Origin of the sequence: Aeromonas popoffii, assembly GCF_037818705.1 — a bacterium.
Lineage (GTDB): Bacteria > Pseudomonadota > Gammaproteobacteria > Enterobacterales > Aeromonadaceae > Aeromonas > Aeromonas popoffii.
On sequence record NZ_CP149129.1, the window covers coordinates 2,896,108 to 2,918,577 of the forward strand.

General features: G+C 60.4%; 19 protein-coding genes and 1 pseudogene. 15 read left to right on the forward strand and 5 right to left on the reverse strand.

Annotated elements, in window-relative coordinates; genetic code table 11:
- The first annotated feature begins 31 nt into the window (after positions 1–31).
- Positions 32–232, forward strand: coding sequence for a hypothetical protein (locus WJM78_RS13140; RefSeq protein WP_339009774.1), 201 nt, complete (start codon positions 32–34; stop codon positions 230–232).
- 11 nt (positions 233–243) lie between these two features.
- Here WJM78_RS13140 and WJM78_RS13145 read toward each other — a convergent pair whose 3' ends face one another.
- The 3 genes from WJM78_RS13145 to WJM78_RS13155 all read right to left on the reverse strand — a co-directional run bounded on the left by WJM78_RS13145 (position 244) and on the right by WJM78_RS13155 (position 3,811).
- Positions 244–1,434, reverse strand: a complete 1,191-nt coding sequence (locus WJM78_RS13145; RefSeq protein ID WP_339009775.1) for an amino acid aminotransferase — start codon at positions 1,432–1,434, stop codon at positions 244–246.
- 145 nt (positions 1,435–1,579) lie between these two features.
- A complete protein-coding gene (locus tag WJM78_RS13150) occupies positions 1,580–2,521 on the reverse strand; it encodes a hypothetical protein (protein ID WP_339009776.1) in 942 nt (313 codons plus the stop codon).
- A 222-nt stretch (positions 2,522–2,743) separates the two neighbouring features.
- A complete protein-coding gene (locus WJM78_RS13155) occupies positions 2,744–3,811 on the reverse strand; it encodes a porin (protein WP_339009777.1) in 1,068 nt (355 codons plus the stop codon).
- Between the two features lie 380 nt (positions 3,812–4,191).
- On the opposite strand from WJM78_RS13155, the gene dinG reads away from it, so the two are divergent.
- Complete coding sequence (gene dinG, locus WJM78_RS13160) at positions 4,192–6,264, forward strand: ATP-dependent DNA helicase DinG (protein WP_042036516.1); 2,073 nt, start codon at positions 4,192–4,194, stop codon at positions 6,262–6,264.
- 179 nt (positions 6,265–6,443) lie between these two features.
- Positions 6,444–7,103, forward strand: coding sequence for a DUF2057 domain-containing protein (locus WJM78_RS13165; protein ID WP_042036514.1), 660 nt, complete (start codon positions 6,444–6,446; stop codon positions 7,101–7,103).
- Between the two features lie 249 nt (positions 7,104–7,352).
- On the opposite strand, the gene ylqF is transcribed toward WJM78_RS13165, so the two are convergent.
- Entirely contained in the window at positions 7,353–8,303 is a 951-nt protein-coding gene (gene ylqF, locus WJM78_RS13170; protein WP_212514143.1) for a ribosome biogenesis GTPase YlqF, read from the reverse strand.
- 332 nt (positions 8,304–8,635) lie between these two features.
- On the opposite strand from ylqF, the gene WJM78_RS13175 reads away from it, so the two are divergent.
- The 12 genes and pseudogenes from WJM78_RS13175 (at position 8,636) to WJM78_RS13230 (ending at position 20,993) form a co-directional block, all read left to right on the forward strand.
- Positions 8,636–10,027 carry an alkaline phosphatase gene (locus WJM78_RS13175; RefSeq protein WP_339009780.1) on the forward strand — a complete coding sequence of 464 codons (1,392 nt, stop codon included), beginning with the start codon at positions 8,636–8,638 and terminating at the stop codon, positions 10,025–10,027.
- Positions 10,028–10,038: 11 nt separating this feature from the next.
- A complete protein-coding gene (locus WJM78_RS13180; RefSeq protein ID WP_339009781.1) occupies positions 10,039–11,424 on the forward strand; it encodes an alkaline phosphatase in 1,386 nt (461 codons plus the stop codon).
- A 58-nt stretch (positions 11,425–11,482) separates the two neighbouring features.
- The gene (locus WJM78_RS13185; RefSeq protein ID WP_042036631.1) at positions 11,483–12,166 is read left to right on the forward strand and encodes a hypothetical protein; all 684 of its coding nucleotides are present in this window, start codon (positions 11,483–11,485) and stop codon (positions 12,164–12,166) included.
- A gap of 76 nt (positions 12,167–12,242) precedes the next feature.
- Positions 12,243–12,413, forward strand: a pseudogene (locus WJM78_RS13190) (ABC transporter substrate-binding protein); the annotation flags it as partial.
- A gap of 264 nt (positions 12,414–12,677) precedes the next feature.
- Positions 12,678–13,073, forward strand: a complete 396-nt coding sequence (gene rnk, locus WJM78_RS13195) for a nucleoside diphosphate kinase regulator (protein WP_108536168.1) — start codon at positions 12,678–12,680, stop codon at positions 13,071–13,073.
- Positions 13,074–13,267: 194 nt separating this feature from the next.
- The gene (gene uhpA / locus WJM78_RS13200) at positions 13,268–13,858 is read left to right on the forward strand and encodes a transcriptional regulator UhpA (protein ID WP_042036506.1); all 591 of its coding nucleotides are present in this window, start codon (positions 13,268–13,270) and stop codon (positions 13,856–13,858) included.
- Positions 13,855–15,375 carry a signal transduction histidine-protein kinase/phosphatase UhpB gene (gene uhpB, locus WJM78_RS13205; protein WP_042036504.1) on the forward strand — a complete coding sequence of 507 codons (1,521 nt, stop codon included), beginning with the start codon at positions 13,855–13,857 and terminating at the stop codon, positions 15,373–15,375. The genes uhpA and uhpB overlap by 4 nt, the downstream gene beginning before the upstream one ends.
- 27 nt (positions 15,376–15,402) lie before the next feature.
- Positions 15,403–16,737, forward strand: a complete 1,335-nt coding sequence (locus WJM78_RS13210) for an MFS transporter (RefSeq protein ID WP_042036503.1) — start codon at positions 15,403–15,405, stop codon at positions 16,735–16,737.
- A 567-nt stretch (positions 16,738–17,304) separates the two neighbouring features.
- Positions 17,305–18,093, forward strand: coding sequence for a transporter substrate-binding domain-containing protein (locus WJM78_RS13215; protein ID WP_042036502.1), 789 nt, complete (start codon positions 17,305–17,307; stop codon positions 18,091–18,093).
- Positions 18,094–18,187: 94 nt separating this feature from the next.
- Positions 18,188–19,147: an amino acid ABC transporter permease gene (locus WJM78_RS13220; protein WP_339009786.1), complete on the forward strand. Its 960-nt coding sequence runs from the start codon at positions 18,188–18,190 to the stop codon at positions 19,145–19,147.
- Positions 19,131–19,874 carry an amino acid ABC transporter ATP-binding protein gene (locus WJM78_RS13225; RefSeq protein WP_042870747.1) on the forward strand — a complete coding sequence of 248 codons (744 nt, stop codon included), beginning with the start codon at positions 19,131–19,133 and terminating at the stop codon, positions 19,872–19,874. Before WJM78_RS13220 ends, WJM78_RS13225 begins: the two co-directional genes overlap by 17 nt.
- Positions 19,875–20,153: 279 nt before the next feature.
- A complete protein-coding gene (locus WJM78_RS13230; protein ID WP_339009787.1) occupies positions 20,154–20,993 on the forward strand; it encodes a sterol desaturase family protein in 840 nt (279 codons plus the stop codon).
- A gap of 75 nt (positions 20,994–21,068) precedes the next feature.
- Here the strand turns inward: WJM78_RS13230 and WJM78_RS13235 are convergent, their stop codons facing one another.
- Positions 21,069–22,469, reverse strand: coding sequence for a basic amino acid/polyamine antiporter (locus tag WJM78_RS13235; RefSeq protein ID WP_339009789.1), 1,401 nt, complete (start codon positions 22,467–22,469; stop codon positions 21,069–21,071).
- Position 22,470: the final 1 nt, after the last annotated feature.

Consider the following 22,470-nt stretch of genomic DNA (forward strand, 5'->3'; position numbering starts at 1 on the left):
CTGACAAGGGGTCTCCTCATGTCCCTCTCCCTTGCCCGTCATTGCCAATCGCCCCCCCCCTCATCACCGGGCGACCGGCCCGGGCAAAACCGTCACCCTGCAGGTGCTGGTGTTCTTGTTCGATGAGGCTCACCTGCTGTTCAACAATACCGATGAGGTGCGCACAGCAGGAACGAAAAAGCCCGCCAGGGATCCTGACGGGCTTTTACTGAGTGCATCCATCACCGAGTAATAACGGCTCGCTTACAGCACCTTGACGATGGCCTCGCACAGAGGATCGATGTTGGCGCGGGTAATACCGGCCACGCTGATCCGGCCGGAGCCCACGATGTAGATAGCAAACTCGCTCTTGAGGCGCTCAACCTGATCTTTGGAGAGACCGGAGAAAGAGAACATACCGTTCTGCTCGCGGATAAAGCTGAAATCCTGGCTCACGCCGAGGGCAGCCAGCTTCTCTACCAGCAGCTCGCGCATCTCGCGAATACGCACCCGCATGGCCGCCACCTCTTCCACCCACTCGGCATAAAGGACCGGGTCACTGACGATGGTGGTCACTACGGCAGCGCCGTGTGACGGTGGGTTGGAGTAGTTGGCACGGATGACAGTCTTGACCTGGGTGAAGGCCACATCGGCAATTGCCTTGGTCGCACTGACCAGGGTGAAGGCGCCGACCCGCTCGTTGTAGAGGCCGAAGTTCTTGGAAAAAGAGCTCGCCACCATCAGCTCGTTGTGGCACTCGGCGAAGATGCGCAGACCCTCGGCATCCTCTTCAATACCTCGGGCAAAGCCCTGATAGGCAAAGTCAAACAGCGGCAGCCAGCCAGCAGCAGCACTCTGCTTGGCCAGGGCGCGCCACTGCTCGGCAGTGGGGTCGATACCGGTCGGGTTGTGGCAGCAGCCGTGCAACAGCACCAGCTCACCTGGCTGCACTTCGGAAAGCGAGGCCTGCATGGCGGCAAAATCGAGCCCCTTGGTCGCGGCGTCGTAGTACTTGTACCACTTCACGGTCAAACCGGCGGCCTGGAACACGCTCACGTGGTTGGCCCAGGTGGGATCGGAGATCCAGATGGTCTTGGCCAGACCGTTGCGCACCACGAACTCAGCGGCAATGCGCAGGGCACCGGTACCACCCGGCGCCTGGGCCGTCTTGGCACGACCGCTGGCGATCAAGGCGGAGTCCTGCCCGAACAGCAGTTGCTGCACGATGCGGCCGTATTCGATATTGCCTTCAATACCGAGGTAGTTCTTGGTCTTCTCGTCGGTGAGCAGCTGCTGCTCGGCTTGCTTGACGCAGTGAAGGATAGGGGTGGCACCGGTCTCATCCTTGTAGATCCCGACCCCCAGATTGATCTTGTGGCTGCGAGAGTCAGCGCGGAAGGCTTCGGTCAGGCCCAGGATCGGATCCGCTGGGGCGGCAACAACCTTTTCAAACATGGTATTCCCTGTATTCCGTTGAGTTCGTTGGGTGGCAAAGCGGCTTGTTAAACAAAAGCGCTCATCTGGCGAGCGCTTCGTCAACTCTTTATATCATCGTGCTTCATGGGGGAAAACCGCTTTCTCACCAACATCTGCGGCAATATCAACCGACCGCATGCCACTCTGACGCCAGTGCGCACACCTCGGCGGACAAACCACCATTGGACTCAACCAAGCCGCTACAAGCTGCTAACAAAGGCTTGGGGATCCGGCTCGGTTCCCAGGGGCGACCATCACCCAACGGCTGGGCATAGGCCGACACAATGGGGGAAAAAGCAGTTGGCAACCACCAGCTGGCCGGACGGCCCAACCACTGGGCCAGCGTCAGTGTCCGATCCACCCCGGCAGGATCGAACGAGGTAAGGTGGCTCCACTGCACATTCGGCGGCAGGGCGGCCACTACCTGTTGCAAAGCAACTTGCGCCGCCATGGGCGCCCACACCAGCAAGGTGCCGGGATCAAGGGGCAGCTCGGCAAAGACTCCGACGCTGTCGGTGGTGATCACCCGCTCGATGTTTCCCTCTCCCCAGAGGATCTTGCCAAGACCCGCCAGGGTTCGCTCAGGCAGGGCCACCTCGCCGAGTGCCTGCAGCCAGGGCGCCGCATCGATCAGGGTACCGCCGCAGAAGAACAGGCTGAAGGGCTGCGGCGCACGCAAGCGCAACAGCTGATCGGCGCAGAGCCCAATGCCCTTGTCCTCGAAATCGATCTGCTCGTTTGGGCTGAACGTTGCCCCTGATTTGCGATAGAGCGCAGCCAGCACCCGTTCGTTGACCTGCTCGCCCAACTGCCAGCCCTGAGCGTGCAACCACTCCTCGGGCTCGGGGGGAGCGGTGGCGATCTCGGCCAGCATCAGCTCGCGGGTCAGATAGCGCCGTCCGGCCGGGGTCAGCTCATAGCTGTGATTGCCAAGGGCGAGCAGCAACTGGTTGTCCTTGAGCAGGCCCACCAGCGGCAGATACTGGCGAGCCCGGATCACCAGGGGGGAGTGATCCAGTAGCTGGCGGGCCAGTTCCCGCCAATGCGGGTGACTGAAGTCAATCAAGCGTCATCCTCCCCTGTTTGTCGAACGTCCTTCAACGAGTTGAATAATCTAGCGATTCACTGGCGAAGAGCCAAGGACAAAAAAGAGACAACGTGAGCTGGCGCAGCATCAATGCGAGGCAAAAATATCAGAGCAATAGAAGAGAAAAGAGGCGGGAATAGATAAAACAAAACGGCCAAGCAAGCTTGGCCGTTTATCAACTAAATCAGCACTCAGGCTAGATTAGAAGTTGTATTGCAGGGCAACAGTCCACTCGTCGTCCAGATTGTCGATACCCTGGATTTTGTACTCGGTGTACGCCTTCAGCTTGGAAGTGAAGTTGTACTGAACACCCAGCAGGAATTCATCAACCTGGTCTTTGTACTCTGCGCCAGCAGCACTGGAGTTAACCTTGACTTCTTTGAAGTTGTAGCCAGCCAGCAGGGTCCAGGCATCAACGTTGTAAGAAGCGGCCAGCTCGTAACCACGGCCCTTGTCTTTGTCACCACCAGTGGAGCTGTCATAGCTCAGGTCGCCGCGGGTGAAAGCACCGGCGAAGTAGAAACCGTTGATGGCGTAGTGTGCGCCCAGTGCCCACTCTTCCTTGTCACCGGTATGGTTGTTTGAGGTGCTTTCCAGGTCGGAATAGGCATAACCAGCGTTCAGACCCAGACCGAAGTCGAAGTCATAGCCAGCGGCAGCGGCATAACCGTAGTTACGCTTAACATCCGGACCATAAATGGCAACTTCTTTGATGCCCTGACCCATGTCAGTCACTTTGACGGCTTTGTCATCATTGGTCTGATAGGAGAGCTTGCCCTTGAAACCACCAATGGCGTTGGAGTAGATGATCTGGCCTTCTTGACGACCGTCGTAGAAGTTACCTACGCTACCCCATTCATTGAAGATATCGGTCGCTTCCAGCACGTCGTAGAACGCGGTATCGGTCTGACCGAAGATGATCTTGCCGTACTGGGTACCATCGAAGCCAACATAGATATGACGGGAGTCAAACTTGTTGTCGGAGTTTTCAGCAGAAACTTGCCACTCGGTCTTGGCGATACCGGACCAGGTGTTGTTCAGAGCAACTTTACCGGACCAGCCCAGACGGGAAGAACCAATCAGCTCACCATCAACGTCTTTGTAGCCAGAAGCGTCATTAGCATCAGCTTTGTTGTGCTCACCGTAGTAGTTAGCCTGAACACGGCCGTATATGTCAAAAGTGGTACCGTCTTTGTCATAGATCACTGCAGCGTTAGCGGCAGATGCAAACAGAGCCGGGATAGCAATAGCCAGAATTGTCTTTTTCATAGTTTCCAATGCCTACTGTAATTAAACACTAAGTTGTTGTTATTCCCTGTGTTAGCGATGTTCTTTGCATCACTATGCGATCGAGACTAGCACCGGGTTTTCCAATCCGCAATGAAAAAACTTGGAACTTCTTACGAAAAGCATGGTCATAGCGGAAAATTTGTGACCTGAATCGCACATTGTTTGCACCTTTTGGGAAAACGTTTACAGCGATAATGGCTGGCTTTAGTGGCCTATTCTGGTTAATTATCGCTCAGTGACGAGGACTCGCCTTATAAATAGAAGAAGAGGTCTGATCTGTGCGTTGCACCATGCCTCGACCCGGGTTGGCAGTTACGGGTATCCTGTCCTTCTTCACCCCCGCAACGGTCTTTTCTTTCATGCTGTCTACCCGCCTCAAAGCCGCCATTCGCAATACCTATCGTCAAATCGCCGATGGGTTACCCGGTTTTGTGCCGCGCAAAGAGCAGAATTTTCTGGTGGCGGAGATCGCCAAGACCCTGACAGGGGAATATGACAAGCAGCGTCGCATCCTGGTGGCAGAGGCAGGCACAGGCATCGGCAAATCCCTCTCCTATGCCCAGGGCGCCATCCCGGTGGCGCGCCTGACCCAGAAGAAGCTGGTGATCTCCACCGCTACCGTCGCCTTGCAAGAGCAGCTGATCCACAAGGACCTGCCCTTTTATCACCGCCACAGCGAGCTGCCGTTTCGTTTCATGCTGGTCAAGGGGCGTCAGCGCTACTGCTGCGAACATCTGCTGGAGCAGGCCGCCAATGGCGCCGAGATGGCTAACTTCGAGTTCAACTTCGAGGCGCTGAGCAAGCACAAGCCGTCAGATTCTGACAAGGAGCGTTATCAAGCGCTGTGGCAAGCCTATACGGACGGGAAATGGGATGGCGACCGGGACAACTGGCCCAAGCCCATTCCGGATCTGTGCTGGGATCGCATCGCTGCCGACCGCCACACCTGCAACAAGGCGCTGAGCCATCATCAGCACTGCCCCTTCCACCGCGCCCGCAACGACATGGATGCCGCCGATGTGCTGGTGGTGAACCATGCCCTGTTGCTCTCCGATCTCACCATGGGCGGAGGCATCATATTACCCCCCCCCGATGAGTGTCTCTATGTGCTGGACGAGGCTCATCACCTGCCCACCATAGCCCGGGATCACGGCGCCGCCTCGGCCAGCGTCAAGGGCTCTCGTCGCTGGTTGGAGAAGCTGGTACAGAGTGCCGGCAAGCTGGCCAGGACGCTAAACAAGGACAGCCTGCTCGATCCGCAATTGAAGCTGCAGGATGCGCTGGCTTCCCTGCAACCGGATCTGAAAGCACTGGAGCAGTGGCTCGGCGCCAACGACCGGCTGTTCAATGGAGAGGCACACTATCGATTCGCCGAAGGTGTGCTGCCAGACCCCCTGCCCATGCTGGCTGAAAACCTGAAAGAGGCGAGCAAGAAGGCGCTGCGGGCACTGGACAGGATGCAGGGCGCCATCGGCGAGGCGTTGAAGGATGGCGAGATCCGGCGCAAGGAGGCCGAGCCCCTGCTAGCGGAAAGCGGTTTTCACCTGCAGCGGCTGGAGAGTTTCTGTGCCCTGTGGGAGATGCTGGGACGCCATGTACCCGAGGGCAAGACACCGCTCGCCCGCTGGATGGCCAAAAGCGACGATGGCGACATCTGGTTGCACGCCTCCCCCATCGAAGTCGGGTATCTGCTGGAGGAGTGGCTCTGGTCAAGGTGTCTGGGCGCCGTGCTGGTGTCGGCCACCCTCACAGCCCTCTCTTCGTTCAGCTATTTTCGCCACCAAGTCGGGCTGAAAGAGCACGACGGCACCCGCTATCTGCGTTTGCGCTCCCCGTTTGACTACCAGAAAGCCGAACTCTATCTGCCCAGAATGGAGCATGAGCCCAGCTCCCCCGCCTTCACCCAGGAGCTCATCAGTGCCCTGCCCCGCCTGCTGGCAGGCAAGGAGGCGAGCCTGGTGCTCTTCTCCTCCTACCGGCAGATGAACGAGGTAGCGGTGGGACTGCGAGCCAAAGGGCTCTCCTTGCTGGTGCAGGGAGAGGCCTCCCGCAATGCCCTGCTCACCCTGCACAAGCAAAAGTGCGACGGCGGCCAGGCCAGCATTCTGTTCGGCACCGGCAGCTTCTCTGAGGGGCTGGACTTGCCTGGCCACTACCTCACCAACCTGGTGATCACCAAGCTACCCTTTGCGGTGCCCAACTCGCCGGTGGAAGAGGCCACCGCCGAGTGGGTCGAAAAACGGGGAGGCAATCCCTTCCTGCAGCTGACGGTGCCGGAGGCTTCCCGCAAGCTCATTCAGGCCTGCGGCCGCCTCATTCGCAAGGAGGCGGACAGGGGCCGGGTCACCATACTCGACCGGCGTCTGCTGACCAAACGCTACGGCAAGGGGCTGCTCGATGCGCTGCCACCATTCAGCCGCCGGATTGAATAAGGTCTTGCCCCCTGCGGGAGAAGATCCGGCTGGCCCACACCCCTTTTGATACCCAGAAAACGGTGGGTTGTCGGGCCAATACCTGGCGTCATAAACGCCTATTGCTGCCCTTGGGCAAACCTGTAAAAATGACCCCCTGTTTTTCAGTGGGCACTCGCCTGACTGTTCAAGGAGATGAAATGAAACTGACTGTTCTGGTGCCGGCTCTGGCTGGTCTGTTGTGGGCAGGTAGCGCCCTGGCCGATGCCCAATTGGAAGTCACCAACCCCTATGTCGTCCAGCTGATCGATGGTCAGCCCATCAATCCCAAGCTGCTCGACAAGTCCAGCACCTACCCCATCAAGGCGGGTGATCATCAGCTGGTCGTCGCTTTCGAAGGCAATTACTCCAGCCGCAGCGACATCAAGCTGGTGACCGCCGAGCCGCTGGTGATCAACTTCACCGCAGCCGACAATCAGAAACTGGTGCTGGATTACAAGAAGCCACGCAACGAAACCGAAGCAATACAGTTCGTCAAGGATCAAAAAGTGGTCCTGAAAGACAAGAGCAGCGGTCAAATCGTGGCCAGCGAGCAGTTCGTGCTGCCGAAAGTCGAAGGCTTCCAACTGACCCGTGACTACCAGCAAGAGCTGCTGGGTATGGGCAAGGCCTTCAACCAGCCGACCACGGTCGCCGTATCCAGCGCCGCCGTCATGGCCGCCGCCAGCGCGCCGGTCCAGGTTGCCCCGAACAAGGCTCAGAGCAACCCGGAAGCCCTGACCCAGCTGCAGAGCTGGTACAACAAGGCCGATACAGAAACCCGCAAAGCGTTCCAGATCTGGGTCATCCAGCAGCAGTAACGGCGCAGTGAATGCCATCGTGTGCAAGAAGGGGAGCCTGGCTCCCCTTCTTCATATTCGCCGTTGAGGCGGCGCGCACGCGCCTTGGCTGAAGCCATTGTCCTGGCCCCATAAAGCAAGAGGCGACCCCGGGGTCGCCTCTTGCTTTATGGGGCCTTACTCTTCTCTTGTCTCGACTTGGCTCGTCCGGATGGCTCGACACCACCCGGTAACGCTGCGCCAGTCGACACCGGAGTAACAGCTTGATATCTACTTTTGACGCTTTCGGGCGTACTTGCGGCGGGCACGAGCCTGACGCTCATCTTCACGCTCGGCCTTCTCCTTGGCCTTCTGCGCCGCATCCTCTTCGGCCGCCACTATCTCGGCGCTCACCATCTCTGGGGTTTCCAGTGAGATGCGCCCCAGCATGCCTGAGCGGAACTCGTTCACCAGGATCTCGGACGCCTTGTGCAGATCGGCCAAGCCGCCTTTGCGCATGAAGGCGCGCTGGCGGGCGATCAACTCCAGCAGCTCGATCTCGGTTTCCGGCAGCTCGGCTATCTGGTAGCGGGCCTTGACGCGCTCCGGATAGGCCTTGATGAAGTAATCGGCGGCAAACATGGCGATGTCGGCATAGTCAAATACCGTGTCCTTGATGGCTGCGGTGATCGCCAGCCGATAACCACAGGAGGGCGGGTTGAGCTTGGGCCACAAAAAGCCAGGGGTATCGGTCAGGACGACGTTGTTATCGAGCTTGATCCGCTGCTGGGACTTGGTCACCCCCGCCTCGTTGCCTGTCCGGGCTATGATGCGCCCCGCCAGGGTATTGATCAGGGTGGATTTGCCCACGTTGGGAATGCCCATGATCATGGCCCGCACGCCGCGCAGATCCAGATTGCGCTCCGGCAGCATCTCGTGGCACAGGGTCAGCAGCTGCTTGATCTTCTCGGGCTCCTGCTGGGTCAGCGGCAGGGCCTTGATCCCCTTCTCTTTTTCCATGTGGGCCACCCACAGCGCCGTGATCTCGGGGTCGGCGAGATCGGCCTTGTTCAGCACCTTGATAACAGGGGTATCGCCACGCAGCTCGGGCACCAGTGGGTTTTCGCTGGAGAAGGGGATGCGGGCATCGAGCATCTCTATGATGACATCGACCTGGGGCATGACCTCGGCAATCTCTTTGCGGGCCTTGTGCATGTGGCCGGGGAACCAGTTGATGGACATATCCGTTACTCTCTGTAGGGGCTGCGGGCGCTGGCTTGCTATGGAACGAGCGGCGGGCAATGGCGGACGTCAGGCGTCGCAAGGGGGCGTATTTTACCTGCTGATGCCCGGATTTGACAGGTCATTCTAGCCCCATGAACGTAAACCCCCAACGCGCGAGCGCCCCTTGCCACCAGCACAAGCCCGCGTTTCATTCGACTGGTCTTTGCAGATAACTGATTGATACAACATAACATTCAAGCCTTGTCTTCACCGGATTGTCATCGATAACCACTAAAAGTGTCATCTGATCCCTTTAGGCTTCGCTCAGGTTTTACAAGGAGCGAACCCCAATGAGAAAAATGGCAGGACTTGCATTGATGATCGGCACCGCCCTGGCCGCCGGCTGCAACTCCAACAACGACAGCGACACCCCAGAGTCCGGCGCCAAAAACGTCATCTTCTTCCTCGGTGACGGCATGGGCCTCAACACCCTGACCGCGGCCCGCATCTATGGCGTAGGAGAAGAGGGCAGTCTTACCATGGATACCCTGCCGGAGACGGCCTTCATCAAGACCTTCTCCCACGACTCCCAAGTCACCGACTCGGCCCCCTCCATGGCGGCCTACATGACCGGGGTCAAGAGCAACAACGGTGTCATCAGCATGGATGGCGATGCCACCTATGAGAGCGACTGCAGCAAGAGCGCCGGTAAGCCGGTCACCACACTGCTGGAGCTGGCCAAGGCCGATGGCCGTGGTACCGGCGTGGTGACCAGCACCCGGGTCACCCACGCCACCCCGGCCGCCACCTATGCGCACATCTGCAACCGGGATCTGGAAAATGACATCGCCGTCCAGCTGGTGCCGGGCGGCGTCGGTTACAACGGCACCCTGAAAGAGGGGCTGGATGTGGTGCTCGGTGGCGGCAGCAGCTTCTTCCTGCCCTTGGCCGACAAGGGCAAGCGGGAGGATGGCCGCAACCTTATCAGCGAGATGCAGGCCAAGGGCTACCAGTTCGCCAGCAATCTGGACGAGCTGAACAAGGCCGAGGCGGGCAAACCGCTGCTGGGGCTGTTTGGTGCAAGCCACATGAAATATGACCTGGACCGCCCCGCCAGCGAGCCGTCGCTGGCCCAGATGACCCTGGCTGCCATCAAGCAGCTCAAGGATAAAGAGAAGGGCTACTTCCTGATGGTGGAAGGGGGACGTATCGATCACGCCCTGCACGACACCAACGCCAAACGCGCCCTGCAAGATACCCTCGCCTTCGACAACGCCATCAAGGCCGCTATCGACGAGGTAAAAAAGAGCGACCCCGAGCTGAAAAACACCCTGATAGTGGTCACCGCCGACCATGACCATACCCTAGTACTCAACGGCTATGCCAAACGCACCGGCAAGACCACGGCTGACAATCCGGGCGTGCTCGGGCTGGTGAGGAACTACGAGACCGGCGAACCGAGCAAGGATAGCGATGGCATGCCCTACACCATCATCGGCTTTGGCAACGGCTACAACCGGGTGGATGGCCCGCGCAGCAACGTCGCCGCGCTGGATGACGCCACTGTCGCCGCCAACGACTATCACCAGGAGGTGGTGGTCAAGGTGGGCGAGCTAGGCAACGAGACCCATGGCGGCACCGACGTCTTCCTCGGCGCCATCGGCCAGGGAGCGGACAGCTTCCACGGCTCACTCGATAACACCGCCGTCTTTGGCAAGGTCAAGGCTGCAGCCGGGCTGTAAGGAGCATTACCATGAAAAGCACCACCCCATACCACAAAACCCTCGTCTGCACCGCCCTGCTCACCGCCCTCGGCTCCTTTGCCCAGGCCCAGGCCAGCGATGCCAAAAACGTCATCCTGTTTATCGGTGATGGCATGGGCCCCACTGTGCTCACCGCCACTCGTCTGTTCAAGGTGGGCGAAGAGGGCAACCTGGAGATGATGAAGCTGCCACGCAGCGCCCGCATCAAGACCTTCTCCAACGATGCCCAGACCACGGATTCGGCCCCCTCCATGGCGGCCTACACCACGGGCGTCAAAATGAACAACGAGGTGATCGCCATGAGCAGCGACACCAAGGCCGTCGCTCCGGCCAAGGATGCCAACGGCAACAAGGGCATCAACAACTGCACCAGCGACAACGGCTCGCCTGTGCCCAGCATACTGGAGCTGGCCAAAGCGGCGGGCAAGTCGGTCGGCGCCGTCACCACCACGGAGCTGACCCACGCCACCCCGGCTGCGACTTACGCCCATATCTGCCACCGGGATGCCGCCTATGCCATCGCTGCGCAGGCGGTGCCGGGCGGGGCTGGCTTCAACGCCGCGCTCGGGGACGGGGTGGACGTGCTGATGGGGGGCGGCGCCAATCACTGGACCCCTTACAGCGCCAGCAACAAGGGCGGCCGCGCCGATGGCCGGGATCTCACCGCCGAACTGACCGCACAGGGGTACAGCTATGTCACCACCCAGAGCGATCTGGCCAAGATCAGCAGTGGCAAGCTGCTCGGCCTGTTCAGTCCTAAATCCCACCTCGACTACGAGCTGGACCGCGTCGCCAAGGGGGCGGCCAATACCCAGCCATCCCTCTCCGAGATGACCGCCAAGGCGATCGATCTCTTGAGCCAGAACAGCCAGGGCTACTTCTTGATGGTGGAAGGGGGGCGCATAGACCACGCTCTGCACGGCACCAATGCCAAGCGTTCCCTCACGGATGCGGTAGCGCTGGATGACGCGGTCAAAACGGCGCTCGGCAAGGTGGACTTGAGCGATACCCTGATCGTGGTCACCGCCGACCACGACCACACCATGACCATCAACGGCTACTCCGCCAAGGGCAACAAAGTGCTGGATCTGGTCAAGAACGCCGACGGCTCGACCCAGAACGACGTGGATGGCAAACCCTTCACCACCCTGGTGTTCGGTAACGGTCCCAACCGCCCGGCGGTGCGTCCTACCCTCACCAGCGATGAGGTGATGAGCGACGACTACCTGCAGGAGACCGGCGTCAAGCTGGGATCCGAGACCCACGGCGGCGGCGATGTGATGCTGTTCGCAGACGGCGCCGGTAGCAGCCGTTTCAAGGGCACGCTCGACAATACCCGCGTGTTCGGCAAGTTGAAGGAGGCGCTCGGTCTGTAAGCTGCAGGGGCCCGGATGTCTGAACCCGGGCCCCGGCTCTTTCGAGCGATCAAGCATGATGATGCGATTGTTACTTCCGTTATGGCTGCTTGGCAGCGCCCTCTCCTTTCAGGCTCAGGCCGGGGAGGCCCCCGATCTGGCCGCCCGGATCAGCTATCACGACAGGGTCACCAGCAGCGATGGCATTGCCAGGGAAAACAGCTGGCAAGAGAAGTGGATGCGGGTCGGCAACCAGGTGTGGAGCCAGCGGCTCATCCCGTTGCCCTTGGCACGCGCCTATCACGCCACCCACGATGCCACCCCGGGCCACAAACACTTCACCCATCAGATGGCCGCGCGCTGGGTCAGCCGCAGTGAGGAGGGTGAGCTGCAACTGCGCTACGCCGACAGCTGGCACAACCAGCTGGTGGAGGTGCCGGTGGAAGAGTATGGCCAAGTGGCATTCAAACCCGATTGGGAGCGGATCCGCTACCTCATCAACCCGGCCCTGCTGCAAGGGATGACGCCCCTTGATGAGGCCGCCCCCGAACAGGCGCGCTGGTATGAAGGGCGCGAGGGCAAGCAGCGCACCCGTATCCTCTGGTCGAGCCGTTGGCAGTTGCCGTTGGTGGTGGAGTCGGCAAGCCTCGACGGCTATCGCAGCTACCGGATGACGGTGACCCTCAAGACCTTGCCAAAACAGCTGCCCTGGCAGCAGCTGGAGGGCTACCAGACCCTGGATCTGAGGGATTTCTTCGATTGACGCGCCACCCTGAATGGAGTGAGCAGACTGGCAGTGACGGGATGTTACACTGTGCACTCATTCCTGATCCGGCCTCCTGTGCTGCTGCCTGCTCTTTCCGGCCATTCAGGCCCATGCCCTTGTGGTCATCCCTCCTTATGTCATCCGCACCTATCAGGGCGCCCCAAGCGGCATGGCTGTAGAGGTGCAGGAGGACGCCACCCGCTGCCTCAAGGAGCCGCTGACAATCGAGCGAATGCCGCTGGCCCACAACCGCATTCAGGACGATTATCAGCCCCCCTGACAACCCTATCAGGATAATTGCCAAAGCAGTCCAGAATGGTTATGGTATCCCCATGAAAGCGTTCATGATTTTTCCAAGCCAGCTCACACCCCGTTGAGCCCCCGCCCTCGCCCCTGACAGCGAGTCGTTCGGGGGCATGCGTTCCCGATCTGTTTTTTCGTATCGACCCCTTTTGCGACCAGCTTGTCTGCCATCCTGGTCATATGACCCATTGATAAGGAATATCTTATGCAAAGACCTAATCTCGTGATTTCCAGCCTGGATCTCGATCGCATCGAACAGCTGCTCGGCAACCACCCGCAGCACCTGGCATTGCAAGAGGAGCTGGACCGCGCCGAGATGCGTGAACCGGCCGACATGCCGCCGGACGTGGTGACCATGAACAGCACAGTACGCTTCAAGATGCAGAACAGCGGCAACGACTTCTGCCTGACTCTGGTCTATCCGAAAGATGTACAGGGGGATGAGTCCAAAATCTCCGTGCTGGCACCGGTCGGCAGTGCCCTGCTGGGACTGAAGGTGGGCGACAGCATCGCCTGGCCCGGCCCCGCCGGTCGCACTATCCAGGTCGAGATCCTGGAAGTGGTCTATCAGCCGGAACGGGCTGGCGAGCTGCACCGCTAGCCGCCACGGGCACGCGTCGACCCGACCATCACGGGAGACGGCGCGTGCTCTTCCCACCCTGATCCCGATCAAGTTTTGGGGCAGAAGCGCCCACCATACTGACCACAATGCGCCCTTCCTCTTGAGCCCGAGCGAGGCGGCAGGTATCTTGTTGGCCGCGCCAGCACCCTGGCCGCAGATTTCAGGCTGACATCATGATAAAGATTGCCCTCATCGACGATCACCAGATCGTCCGTTCCGGTTTTGCCCAGTTGCTCAATCTCGAGCCAGACCTCAAGGTCGTGGCCGAATTCGGCTCGGCCGCCGACGCCCTCGCCGGGTTGCCGGGCAGTGGCGTGCAGTTGTGCGTATGCGACATCTCAATGCCGGATCAATCCGGGCTGGACCTGCTCAAGCGCCTTCCCTCCGGCCTCGCCGTGGTGATGCTGTCGGTCCACGACAGTCCGGCGCTGATCGAGCAGGCATTGCAGGCCGGTGCCAAGGGGTTTCTCTCCAAGCGCTGCAGCCCGGATGAGCTGATCGCCGCGGTGCGCACCGCCGCCCACGGTGGTTGTTATCTGACCCCGGACATCGCCCACAAGCTCGCCTGCAACAGCCAGGATCCCCTCACCAACCGGGAGCGGGAAGTGGCGCAGCTGCTGGCACGGGGGCTGGAAGTCAAAGCCATCGCCGAACAGCTCGGCCTCTCCCCCAAGACGGTGCACGTCCACCGCGCCAACCTGATGGACAAACTGAAGGTCAGCAACAACGTGGAGCTGGCCCACCGCATGCTGGACAGCTGGTGATCCCCCGCCTTGCCAGCTATGTCGCCATCTCGCTGGCGGCCGGCTTCATTTTTGCCGCCGGCTGGTTTTGCCTGTGGAGCATCAGCCTGCATCTGGCGGGATCCCCCATACTGGCGGTGCTGCTGTTTCCGTTCGGCCTGCGCCTCGGCCTCCTGCTGCAAAGCCCGATCGCCTACTGGCCGCCGCTGCTGCTGTGTGAATCCCTGCTGCTCTACTGGCTCAATCAGGAGGTGGGGCTGCCGCTGTGGCCACTGATCCAGGCGGGCAGCCTGCTCACCTTACTGCCGTTGCTCATCGCCCGCCGCCAACAGGTGCGCAACGACTGGCAACAGCTGCTGGTACTGCTGGCCACCGTCACAGTGGCTGCGCTGCTGCAATCCCTGCTCTGGCATCTGGCCGGGGAAGATGGCCTCACCGCCTTGCTACTCACCCTGACCGGCGGCCTGACCCTCACCTCCACCTGCATGTTGATCTGGCACTATCTGACCCGTGCTACCTGGGTACCGCTCGGGCCAGCGCTGGTGGATCAACCGGTGGACTGGCGCTTTCGCCATCTGGTCTGGTATCTGCTGCTGTTCGTGTTGAGCCTCTGGCTGCAGCTCGGCCTGCCGGACTCGCTGGTGCGCTTCACCCCGTTTTGCCTCGCCATTCCCATCATGGCCATGGCCTGGCGCTACGGCTGGCAGGGGGCCCTGCTCGCTACCCTGATGAACACGGTCGCCCTGATGGCGGGGCAGGCCTGGCACGAACACCCGCTGGATCTGCTGCTCTCCCTGCTGGCCCAGAGCCTGACCGGCCTGCTGCTGGGTGCCGGGATCCAGCGCCAGCGCGAACTCAATCAGGCGCTGACCCGCCAGCTCGCCCACAACCGTCAGCTCACCGAGCGGCTGCTGGAAACAGAGGAGAGCATCCGCAAGGAGGTGGCTCGCGAGCTGCACGACGACATAGGCCAGACCATCACCGCCATCCGCACCCAGGCCGGTATCGTGCGCCGCCTCGCGCCGGACAACGCCGGGGTGGGTCAGAGCAGCGCTCTCATCGAGACCCTGTCGCTCGGCATCTACGATGCAGTGCGCGGTCTGCTCGGTCGCCTGCGTCCCCGCCAGCTCGATGACATGAGTCTGGAGCAGGCGGTGCGCGGCCTGCTGCGGGAGCTGGAGCTGGAGCGCCGCGGTATCGTCACCCGGCTCGAGTGGCAGCTGGCGGATGGGGATCTCTCCGATGCCCAGCGGGTCACCCTGTTTCGGGTCTGTCAGGAGGGGCTCAACAACGTGGTAAAGCATGCCAATGCCAGCTTGGTCACCATTCGTGCCCGTACCAGCGGCGAGCTGCTGCAACTGGTGCTGGAAGACGACGGGCGCGGTCTGCCGGAAAATCGCTCGCAGCAGGGCTATGGCCTGCTCGGTATTCGCGAACGGGTACAGGCGCTCGGCGGCGGCCTGCAACTCTCCTGCCTCCACGGCACCCAGCTGACCGTACACCTGCCCAATCGCAAACGGGAAGATCCCCATGACTGACGCGCCATCCCGGGAGCAGACCGTCTTATGCTGAACTTTATGCGCAGTGCGCCGCCACTGCCGCTCATTCGTGATCAGGCCGAGATCGATGCCAGCTACCGTCACTGGCGACTGCATATTCTGCTGACCATGTACCTGGGCTACGCGGTCTTCTACTTCACCCGCAAGAGCTTTAATTTCGCGATGCCGGACATGCTGGCAGACGGCATGCTGAACAAATCCGACATCGGCATGCTGTGGACCCTGTTCTACATCACCTACGGCTGCTCCAAGTTCTTCTCCGGCATCATCAGCGACCGCGCCAACCCGCGCTACTTCATGGGGCTCGGGCTGATGGCCACCGGCGTCATCAATATACTGTTCGGGCTCTCGTCGTCCCTGGGATTGTTTGCGGCACTCTGGGTCGCCAACGCCTTCTTTCAGGGCTGGGGCTGGCCCCCCTGCTCCAAGCTGCTCACCAGCTGGTATTCCCGCAGCGAGCGGGGAGTCTGGTGGTCAGCCTGGAACACGGCCCACAACGTGGGCGGAGCCCTCATTCCGCTTATCGTCAGCACCATAGCCCTGCAGCATGGCTGGCGCTACGGCATGATAGTGCCCGGTGTCATCGCCATTGTGGCCGGGCTGTTTCTCTGCTGGCGACTGCGGGATACCCCGAGTGCCATGGGGCTACCCACTGTGGGGGTCTGGCGCAAGGATGCCATGGAGCTGGCCCAGCAGACTCAGGATGCGGGGCTCTCCCATCACCAGATCCTGCGTAAATACGTGCTCGGCAACCCCTATATCTGGCTGCTGGCGTGCTGCTACGTGCTGGTCTATGTGGTACGCACCGCCATCAATGACTGGGGCAATCTCTACATGACGGAGCAGCGCGGCTTCAACCTGATGAGCGCCAACTCGGCCATTTCGATGTTTGAGGTGGGGGGCTTTATCGGCGCTCTGGTGGCGGGCTGGGGATCGGATAAGTTGTTTAACGGCAACCGCGGGCCGATGAACCTCATCTTCGCGGTGGGGATCCTGCTGGCGGTGGGGTCGCTGTGGCTGATGCCCTTCTTCAGCTATGTGATGCAGGCAGCCTGCTTCTTCACCATCGGCTTCTTCGTGTTCGGCCCCCAGATGCTGATCGGCATGGCAGCGGCCGAGTGCTCCCATAAAAATTCGGCGGGGGCCGCCACCGGCTTCGTCGGCCTGTTCGCCTATATGGGGGCCGCGCTGTCGGGTTATCCGCTGGCCAAGGTGATGGAGATCTGGCACTGGAACGGTTTCTTCGTCGTGATCTCGGTGGCGGCCGGGGTCTCGGCCCTGTTGCTGCTCCCCTTCCTCAAGGCCCAGGCGCCGCGCACCCAGATCCTGAAACCGGAGTAAGCGCCTTGAGGCGTCAGGCCAATCGGCAGATCCGGTGCTTGCCCTTGGCCTGATAAAGGGCGCCATCGGCCGCCAGGGCGCACAGGCTCGACCACCACCATCGTCTAAGTCAGAGCACCTCCCTTTGGAACCCGATTAAATCCTCATCAAACCTTCACTTGTTGCATAAAATCTCGCTGAGAATGCCCCATAAGAATCCCCTCCTGCGGCCCGCCGGAGGGCGAGTAACGTTTGGCACCACTGAATACGGGGGGTCGGTGTAACAAAGTGTCCCGCCGGCATTTTGGACTTGAACCCGCTCCATTAGATAGATATGTTGTTTTCGTGTGATTTTATGAGTGCAGTCACGGGGAAAAAGCGCCACTAACCTATTGAGTCATCTGGCACAATCGGAAATTGGTACATTTTTCACTCAGCACGCAAGATATGGAATCTCATATGGGGCTTTTGCCTCAACCAAGACAATAATCCTGTCTTACCTGTTGCCGGATGCAGCAGTCTCTTGTGCCACGGAGTCGCACGGGAGCAGGTTCAAGGCTGAACACAACATCGACAGAGACGTCACTTATGATCAAAAAGCTCATTCTATCTACCTTGCTGTTTTGTGGACTGGCCAGTGCTGCGCCCGGTTCCACCCTGGACGCCGTGCTGGATCGCGGTGTGCTGCGGGTCGGCTTCGACGCCGGCTATCAACCCTTCGAAATGACCAACAAGCAGGGCCAGTACATCGGCTTCGATGTGGATCTTGCCAAGATGGTCGCCAAGGAGATGGGCGTGAAGGTCGAGTTCGTCAACACCGCTTGGGATGGCATCATTCCAGCGCTGCTGACCGACAAGTTCGATGTCATCATGGGCGGCATGACAGTCACCCCCCAGCGTAACCTGAGAGTCAACTTCGCCGACCCCTACATAGTCGTGGGCCAGACCATAGTCCTGCGCAAGGATAAGGCGGACGAGATCAAGTCCTTCAGCGATCTCAACGATCCCAAGTACAAGATCGCGGTCAAGCTCGGTACCACAGGCGAGCAGGCGGTCAAGCGTCTGATCCCCAAAGCCACCCTGCTGCAGTTTGAAACCCAGGACGACGCCAAGCTGGAAGTCATCAATGGCAAGGTCGATGCCTTCGTCTACGACCTGCCCTACAACGCCATCTTCGCCTCCCAGAACACCGGTGCCGTGGTGCACCTCGACAAGCCGTTCACCTTCGAACCACTGGCTTGGGCCATCCGCAAGGGCGACCAGGACACCCTCAACTGGTTCAACAACTACCTGCGCCAGATCAAGGGTGACGGCAGCTATGACCGCCTCTACAAGAAGTGGTTCGAATCCAACGCCTGGCTGAATCAGCTCAAGTAACCTCGCAAGGGGCGGCCTGCCGCCCCTTCACGCAGATCCCCACACAATAAATAACTACAACGAGGTTGCGACAGTGCACAACCCAACAAGACAGATGGAAAAACAGCCCAATCAGCTGATCTGGCACGGCGTCTTTCTGCTGATGCTGCTGGCTGCCGTATTCGGCATCTATAAAGCGGTTCAGTCCGTGGATTACACCTGGCGCTGGGAGCGCATTCCCCAATACATCGCCTATCAGGCAGAGCAGAACAACCTGGCCGAATTTGACGGCACAGTGATCGCCGGCACCACCAGCGCCGAACAGGGCAAACTGTTCCTGCAAAACGATCTCGACCCCAATCAGCGCCAGGCCATTGCCAGCACAGGGATCAAGGTCGCAGAAGGGGATACCATCTTCCGGGGCGATACCCTGGATACCGAACTCACCTGGACCGCAGGCCCCATCGCCTGGGGCGTCTGGGTCACGGTCAAGCTCTCCCTGGTGGCGGGCGTGTTCGCCATCCTGCTCGGCACCCTGGCCGGGCTGGCGCGCCTCTCCCCCAACCCGGCCCTGCGCAATCTGGCGGTCACCTATGTGGAGCTCATTCGCGGCACGCCGCTGCTGGTGCAGATCTTCATCGTCTATTTTTTCATCGGCACTGTGTTGAACCTGGACAGGTTCACCGCCGGGGTCGCCGCGCTGGCGGTCTTTACCGGCGCCTATGTGGCCGAAATCGTGCGCGCCGGTATCAGCTCCATCCACAAGGGGCAGATGGAGGCCGGTCGCAGCTTGGGGCTCACCTCGGCCCAGACCATGCGTTACGTCATCCTGCCCCAGGCATTCAAGCGGGTGCTGCCGCCGCTGGCAGGCCAGTTCATCAACCTCATCAAGGACTCTTCGCTGGTGTCTGTCATCTCCATCACGGATCTCACCAAGGCGGGGCGCGAGGTGGTCAGCTCCACCTTCAGCCCGTTCGAGGTGTGGTTCACCGTGGCCCTGCTCTATTTGGTACTGACCGGTACCCTCTCTTTCCTGGTACGTCGTCTGGAGGTGAAATATGCGCGCAGCAACTGATCCCATTATCAAGGCAACCGGTGTCGAGAAATTCTATGGCACCGAGGTGCACGCCCTGAAAAACGTCAGCACCCAGGTGGCCGAAGGGGAAGTGGTAGTCATAGTGGGGCCGAGCGGATCGGGTAAATCCACCTTCCTGCGCACCCTCAACCAGCTGGAGACCATCAACGACGGCAACATAGTAGTCGATGGCATCTCTCTGACCGAACCGGGTGACGTCAACAAACTGCGGGAAGAGGTGGGCATGGTGTTCCAGTCCTTCAACCTCTTCCCCCACCTGAACGTGCTGGACAACATCTGCCTCGCCCCGCAGAAGGTGCGCGGGCTGTCGCGCAACGACGCGCGGGACAGGGCCAAGGCCCTGCTGCTGAAGGTGGGGTTGTCAAACAAGGCTGAGAGCTATCCGTCCCAGCTCTCAGGCGGCCAGCAACAACGGGTGGCCATCGCCCGGGCGCTCGCCATGCAGCCGCGCATCATGCTGTTTGATGAGCCCACCAGTGCCCTCGATCCCGAGATGGTGGGCGAGGTGTTGGACGTGATGAAGGGGCTGGCCCGCGAGGGCATGACCATGGTGGTGGTGACCCACGAGATGGGTTTCGCCCGCGAGGTGGCGGATAGGGTGCTCTTCATGGAAAACGGTGAGCTGCTGGTGGATGAGAAGCCGACCGACTTCTTTGACAATCCCCCCTCCCCGCGCCTGCGCCAGTTCCTGAGTCAGGTGCTCTGACGCTGACAGCCGAAAAAAGCAGGAGAGGGAGTCCAGGGCTCCCTCTGTTTTTCCATCCCGGACTTGGCCTGCCATCATAATGGCGCAGGATCCCGCAGCAACACTGTGCCAGGGACCTCGCCCCTGCCAGGTCCCTCACCCATCTTTTTATCACTTTAAAACAGATACTTACCATCATGCTTGCCATGAGTCAGCCAGCCGATGGCAGTGCAATATGCTAATGAAATATTAAATCCATTCGGTATGCTGGAACACAACTGGTCAAACCGGATGCCCACCATGGATGTGCAACTGCTGCTGCTCTACCTCTCCCCGGTCTTTCTGGCATTTATCGGCTGGGAGATGTGCTATCTACGCAAGCACGGGACGGCCTTTCCCACCGCCACCTACCAGTGGCGAGACCTGTTCGCCAACGCCACCCTGGCGCTGATGCATCAGGGGGGCGATGCGCTGGCGGCCATCGCCATCGTTTATCTGTATGACACCCTCTGGGGCTGGCGGCTGTTCGATATCGAGCTCAATATCTGGAGCCTGTTGCTGCTCTTCTTGCTGCAGGATCTCTGTTACTGGCTGTTCCACTTTGCCAGCCACCACGTGCGCTGGCTGTGGGCCTCCCACGTGGTGCATCACAGCTCGGAGCGACTCAACCTCTCCACCGCCTTTCGCCAGAGCCTGATGTATCCCATCTCAGGCATGTGGCTGTTCTGGATCCCCATGATCCTCATCGGCTTCCCGCCCCAGGCCGTGGTGGCGACCGTGCTGCTCAGCCTGGGTTTTCAGTTCTTCGTCCACACCCAGGTGGTGGGCAAGCTCGGCTGGCTTGAGTGGGTCTTCAATACGCCCTCCCACCACAGGGTGCACCACGCCAGCAACGCCAAATACATAGACAGCAACTTCGCCGGCGTGCTCATCATCTGGGATCGGCTGTTTGGTACCTTAGTGGAAGAGGACCCCGCCGAGCCGTGTCGCTTTGGCATCACCAAGCCCATCCACAGCTTCAACCCCCTCACCCTCACCTTCCACGAGTGGCGCGACATGCTGCGCGAGGCCCGTGGCCTCCCCTGGCAGCAGAAACTGAGCGTGCTGTTTGGCAAGCCGGCTGGCCCCGGCAGCGTCTGAATCAGAACCTTGAGGCAGAGTAAAAATGAGAGCGCCACCAGGGCGCTCTCATTCATTGCCAGTCACAGACCCAGGTCAGACATGGGCAAATGACCAGAGTGCAGGCAGGAGGCTCACCAGGGTTATCCCGGCCAACAGTCGCTCGCGGCCACTGAGTCGTTCAGCGCCAGCCTGCTGACGGCGGCTATAGAGAAAGAGCAGCAGGCCCGGCCCGTAGAGCAGCAAGGAGAGCAGCAGGTATTCCACCCCGGCGGCATAGAGCAGCCAGAAACCGTAACCGCTCGACACCAGCGCCACCACCCGCATCAGACCATTGCCCTCACCACTCAAGGAAAGTTTGAGCAGAAACAGGCCGATCAGCAGATAGGGCACCAGGATCATGGAGGTGGAGATGAGCAGCAGGCTGGTATATCCCTTGCCAAGCAACCACACCAACAGCAGGCAGCCCTGCACCGTCAGACTGGTGAGCCACAGCGACGCTATGGGGGTGCCGTTGCGGTTCTGGCGCCGGAAGATGGCCGGAAAGGCGCCGTGGCGCGCCGCACTGAACGGCACCTCGGCCGAGAACAGGGTCCAACTCACATAGGAGGCGAGCACAGAGACAATAAGGCCGACACTTATCAGCAGCTTGCCCCAGGATCCCGTCATCTGGGCCATCAGCCCCGCCATGGAGGGGTTGGGCAGGGCCGCGAGCTCGGGTCTGCTCAATATCCCCAGCGCCAGTACCGAGATGAGCACATAGAGCAGCAGTGCCAACACGACCCCCAGCACGGTGGCCGTGCCCACATCCCGCCGGTTCCTGGCACGGGCCGACAAAACGGCCGCCCCTTCGATGCCGGTAAAGACCCAGAGGGTGATGAGCATGGTGTTGCGCACCTGCTCGGAGACAGGTACCGCCAGGGTGCTGCCCCCCTGATCCGCTGCGAAGGTCACAGGGTCGAAGTAATAGCAGGCGAACAGGATGAACAGCAGCAGCGGCAGGCTCTTGGCCAGGGTCGCCACCAGATTGAACAGGGCCGCCTGCTGCACGCCACGGGCCACCAGCAGATGCACGGCCCAGAGGATGCAGGATTCGCCAATAAAGGAGGCCAGGGTGTTGCCCTCGCCGAACCAGACACTGCCTGGGGTATCGACGAAGCTACCAAGGGCCGCGAAAGCGATCACCAGATAACCCACCACGCCTATGGTGGCGCACAGCCAGTAACCCCAGGCGGAGAAGAAACCCACCAGATCGCCAAAACCGGCCCGGGCATAGCTGTAGATGCCGCCATCAAGATCGGGTCTGAGCCGCGACAGGTAGAGAAAACTCGCGGCCAGCGCCACTATGCCCACCCCGGTCACGCCCCAGCCGATCAGCACGGCGCGGGCACCGGCCACCTCGGCCATGTTCTGGGGCAAGCTGAAGATACCCGCCCCCACCATGGAGCTGAACACCAGCGCGGTGAGGGACCAGAGGCCTATTTTACTCTCTTTCATA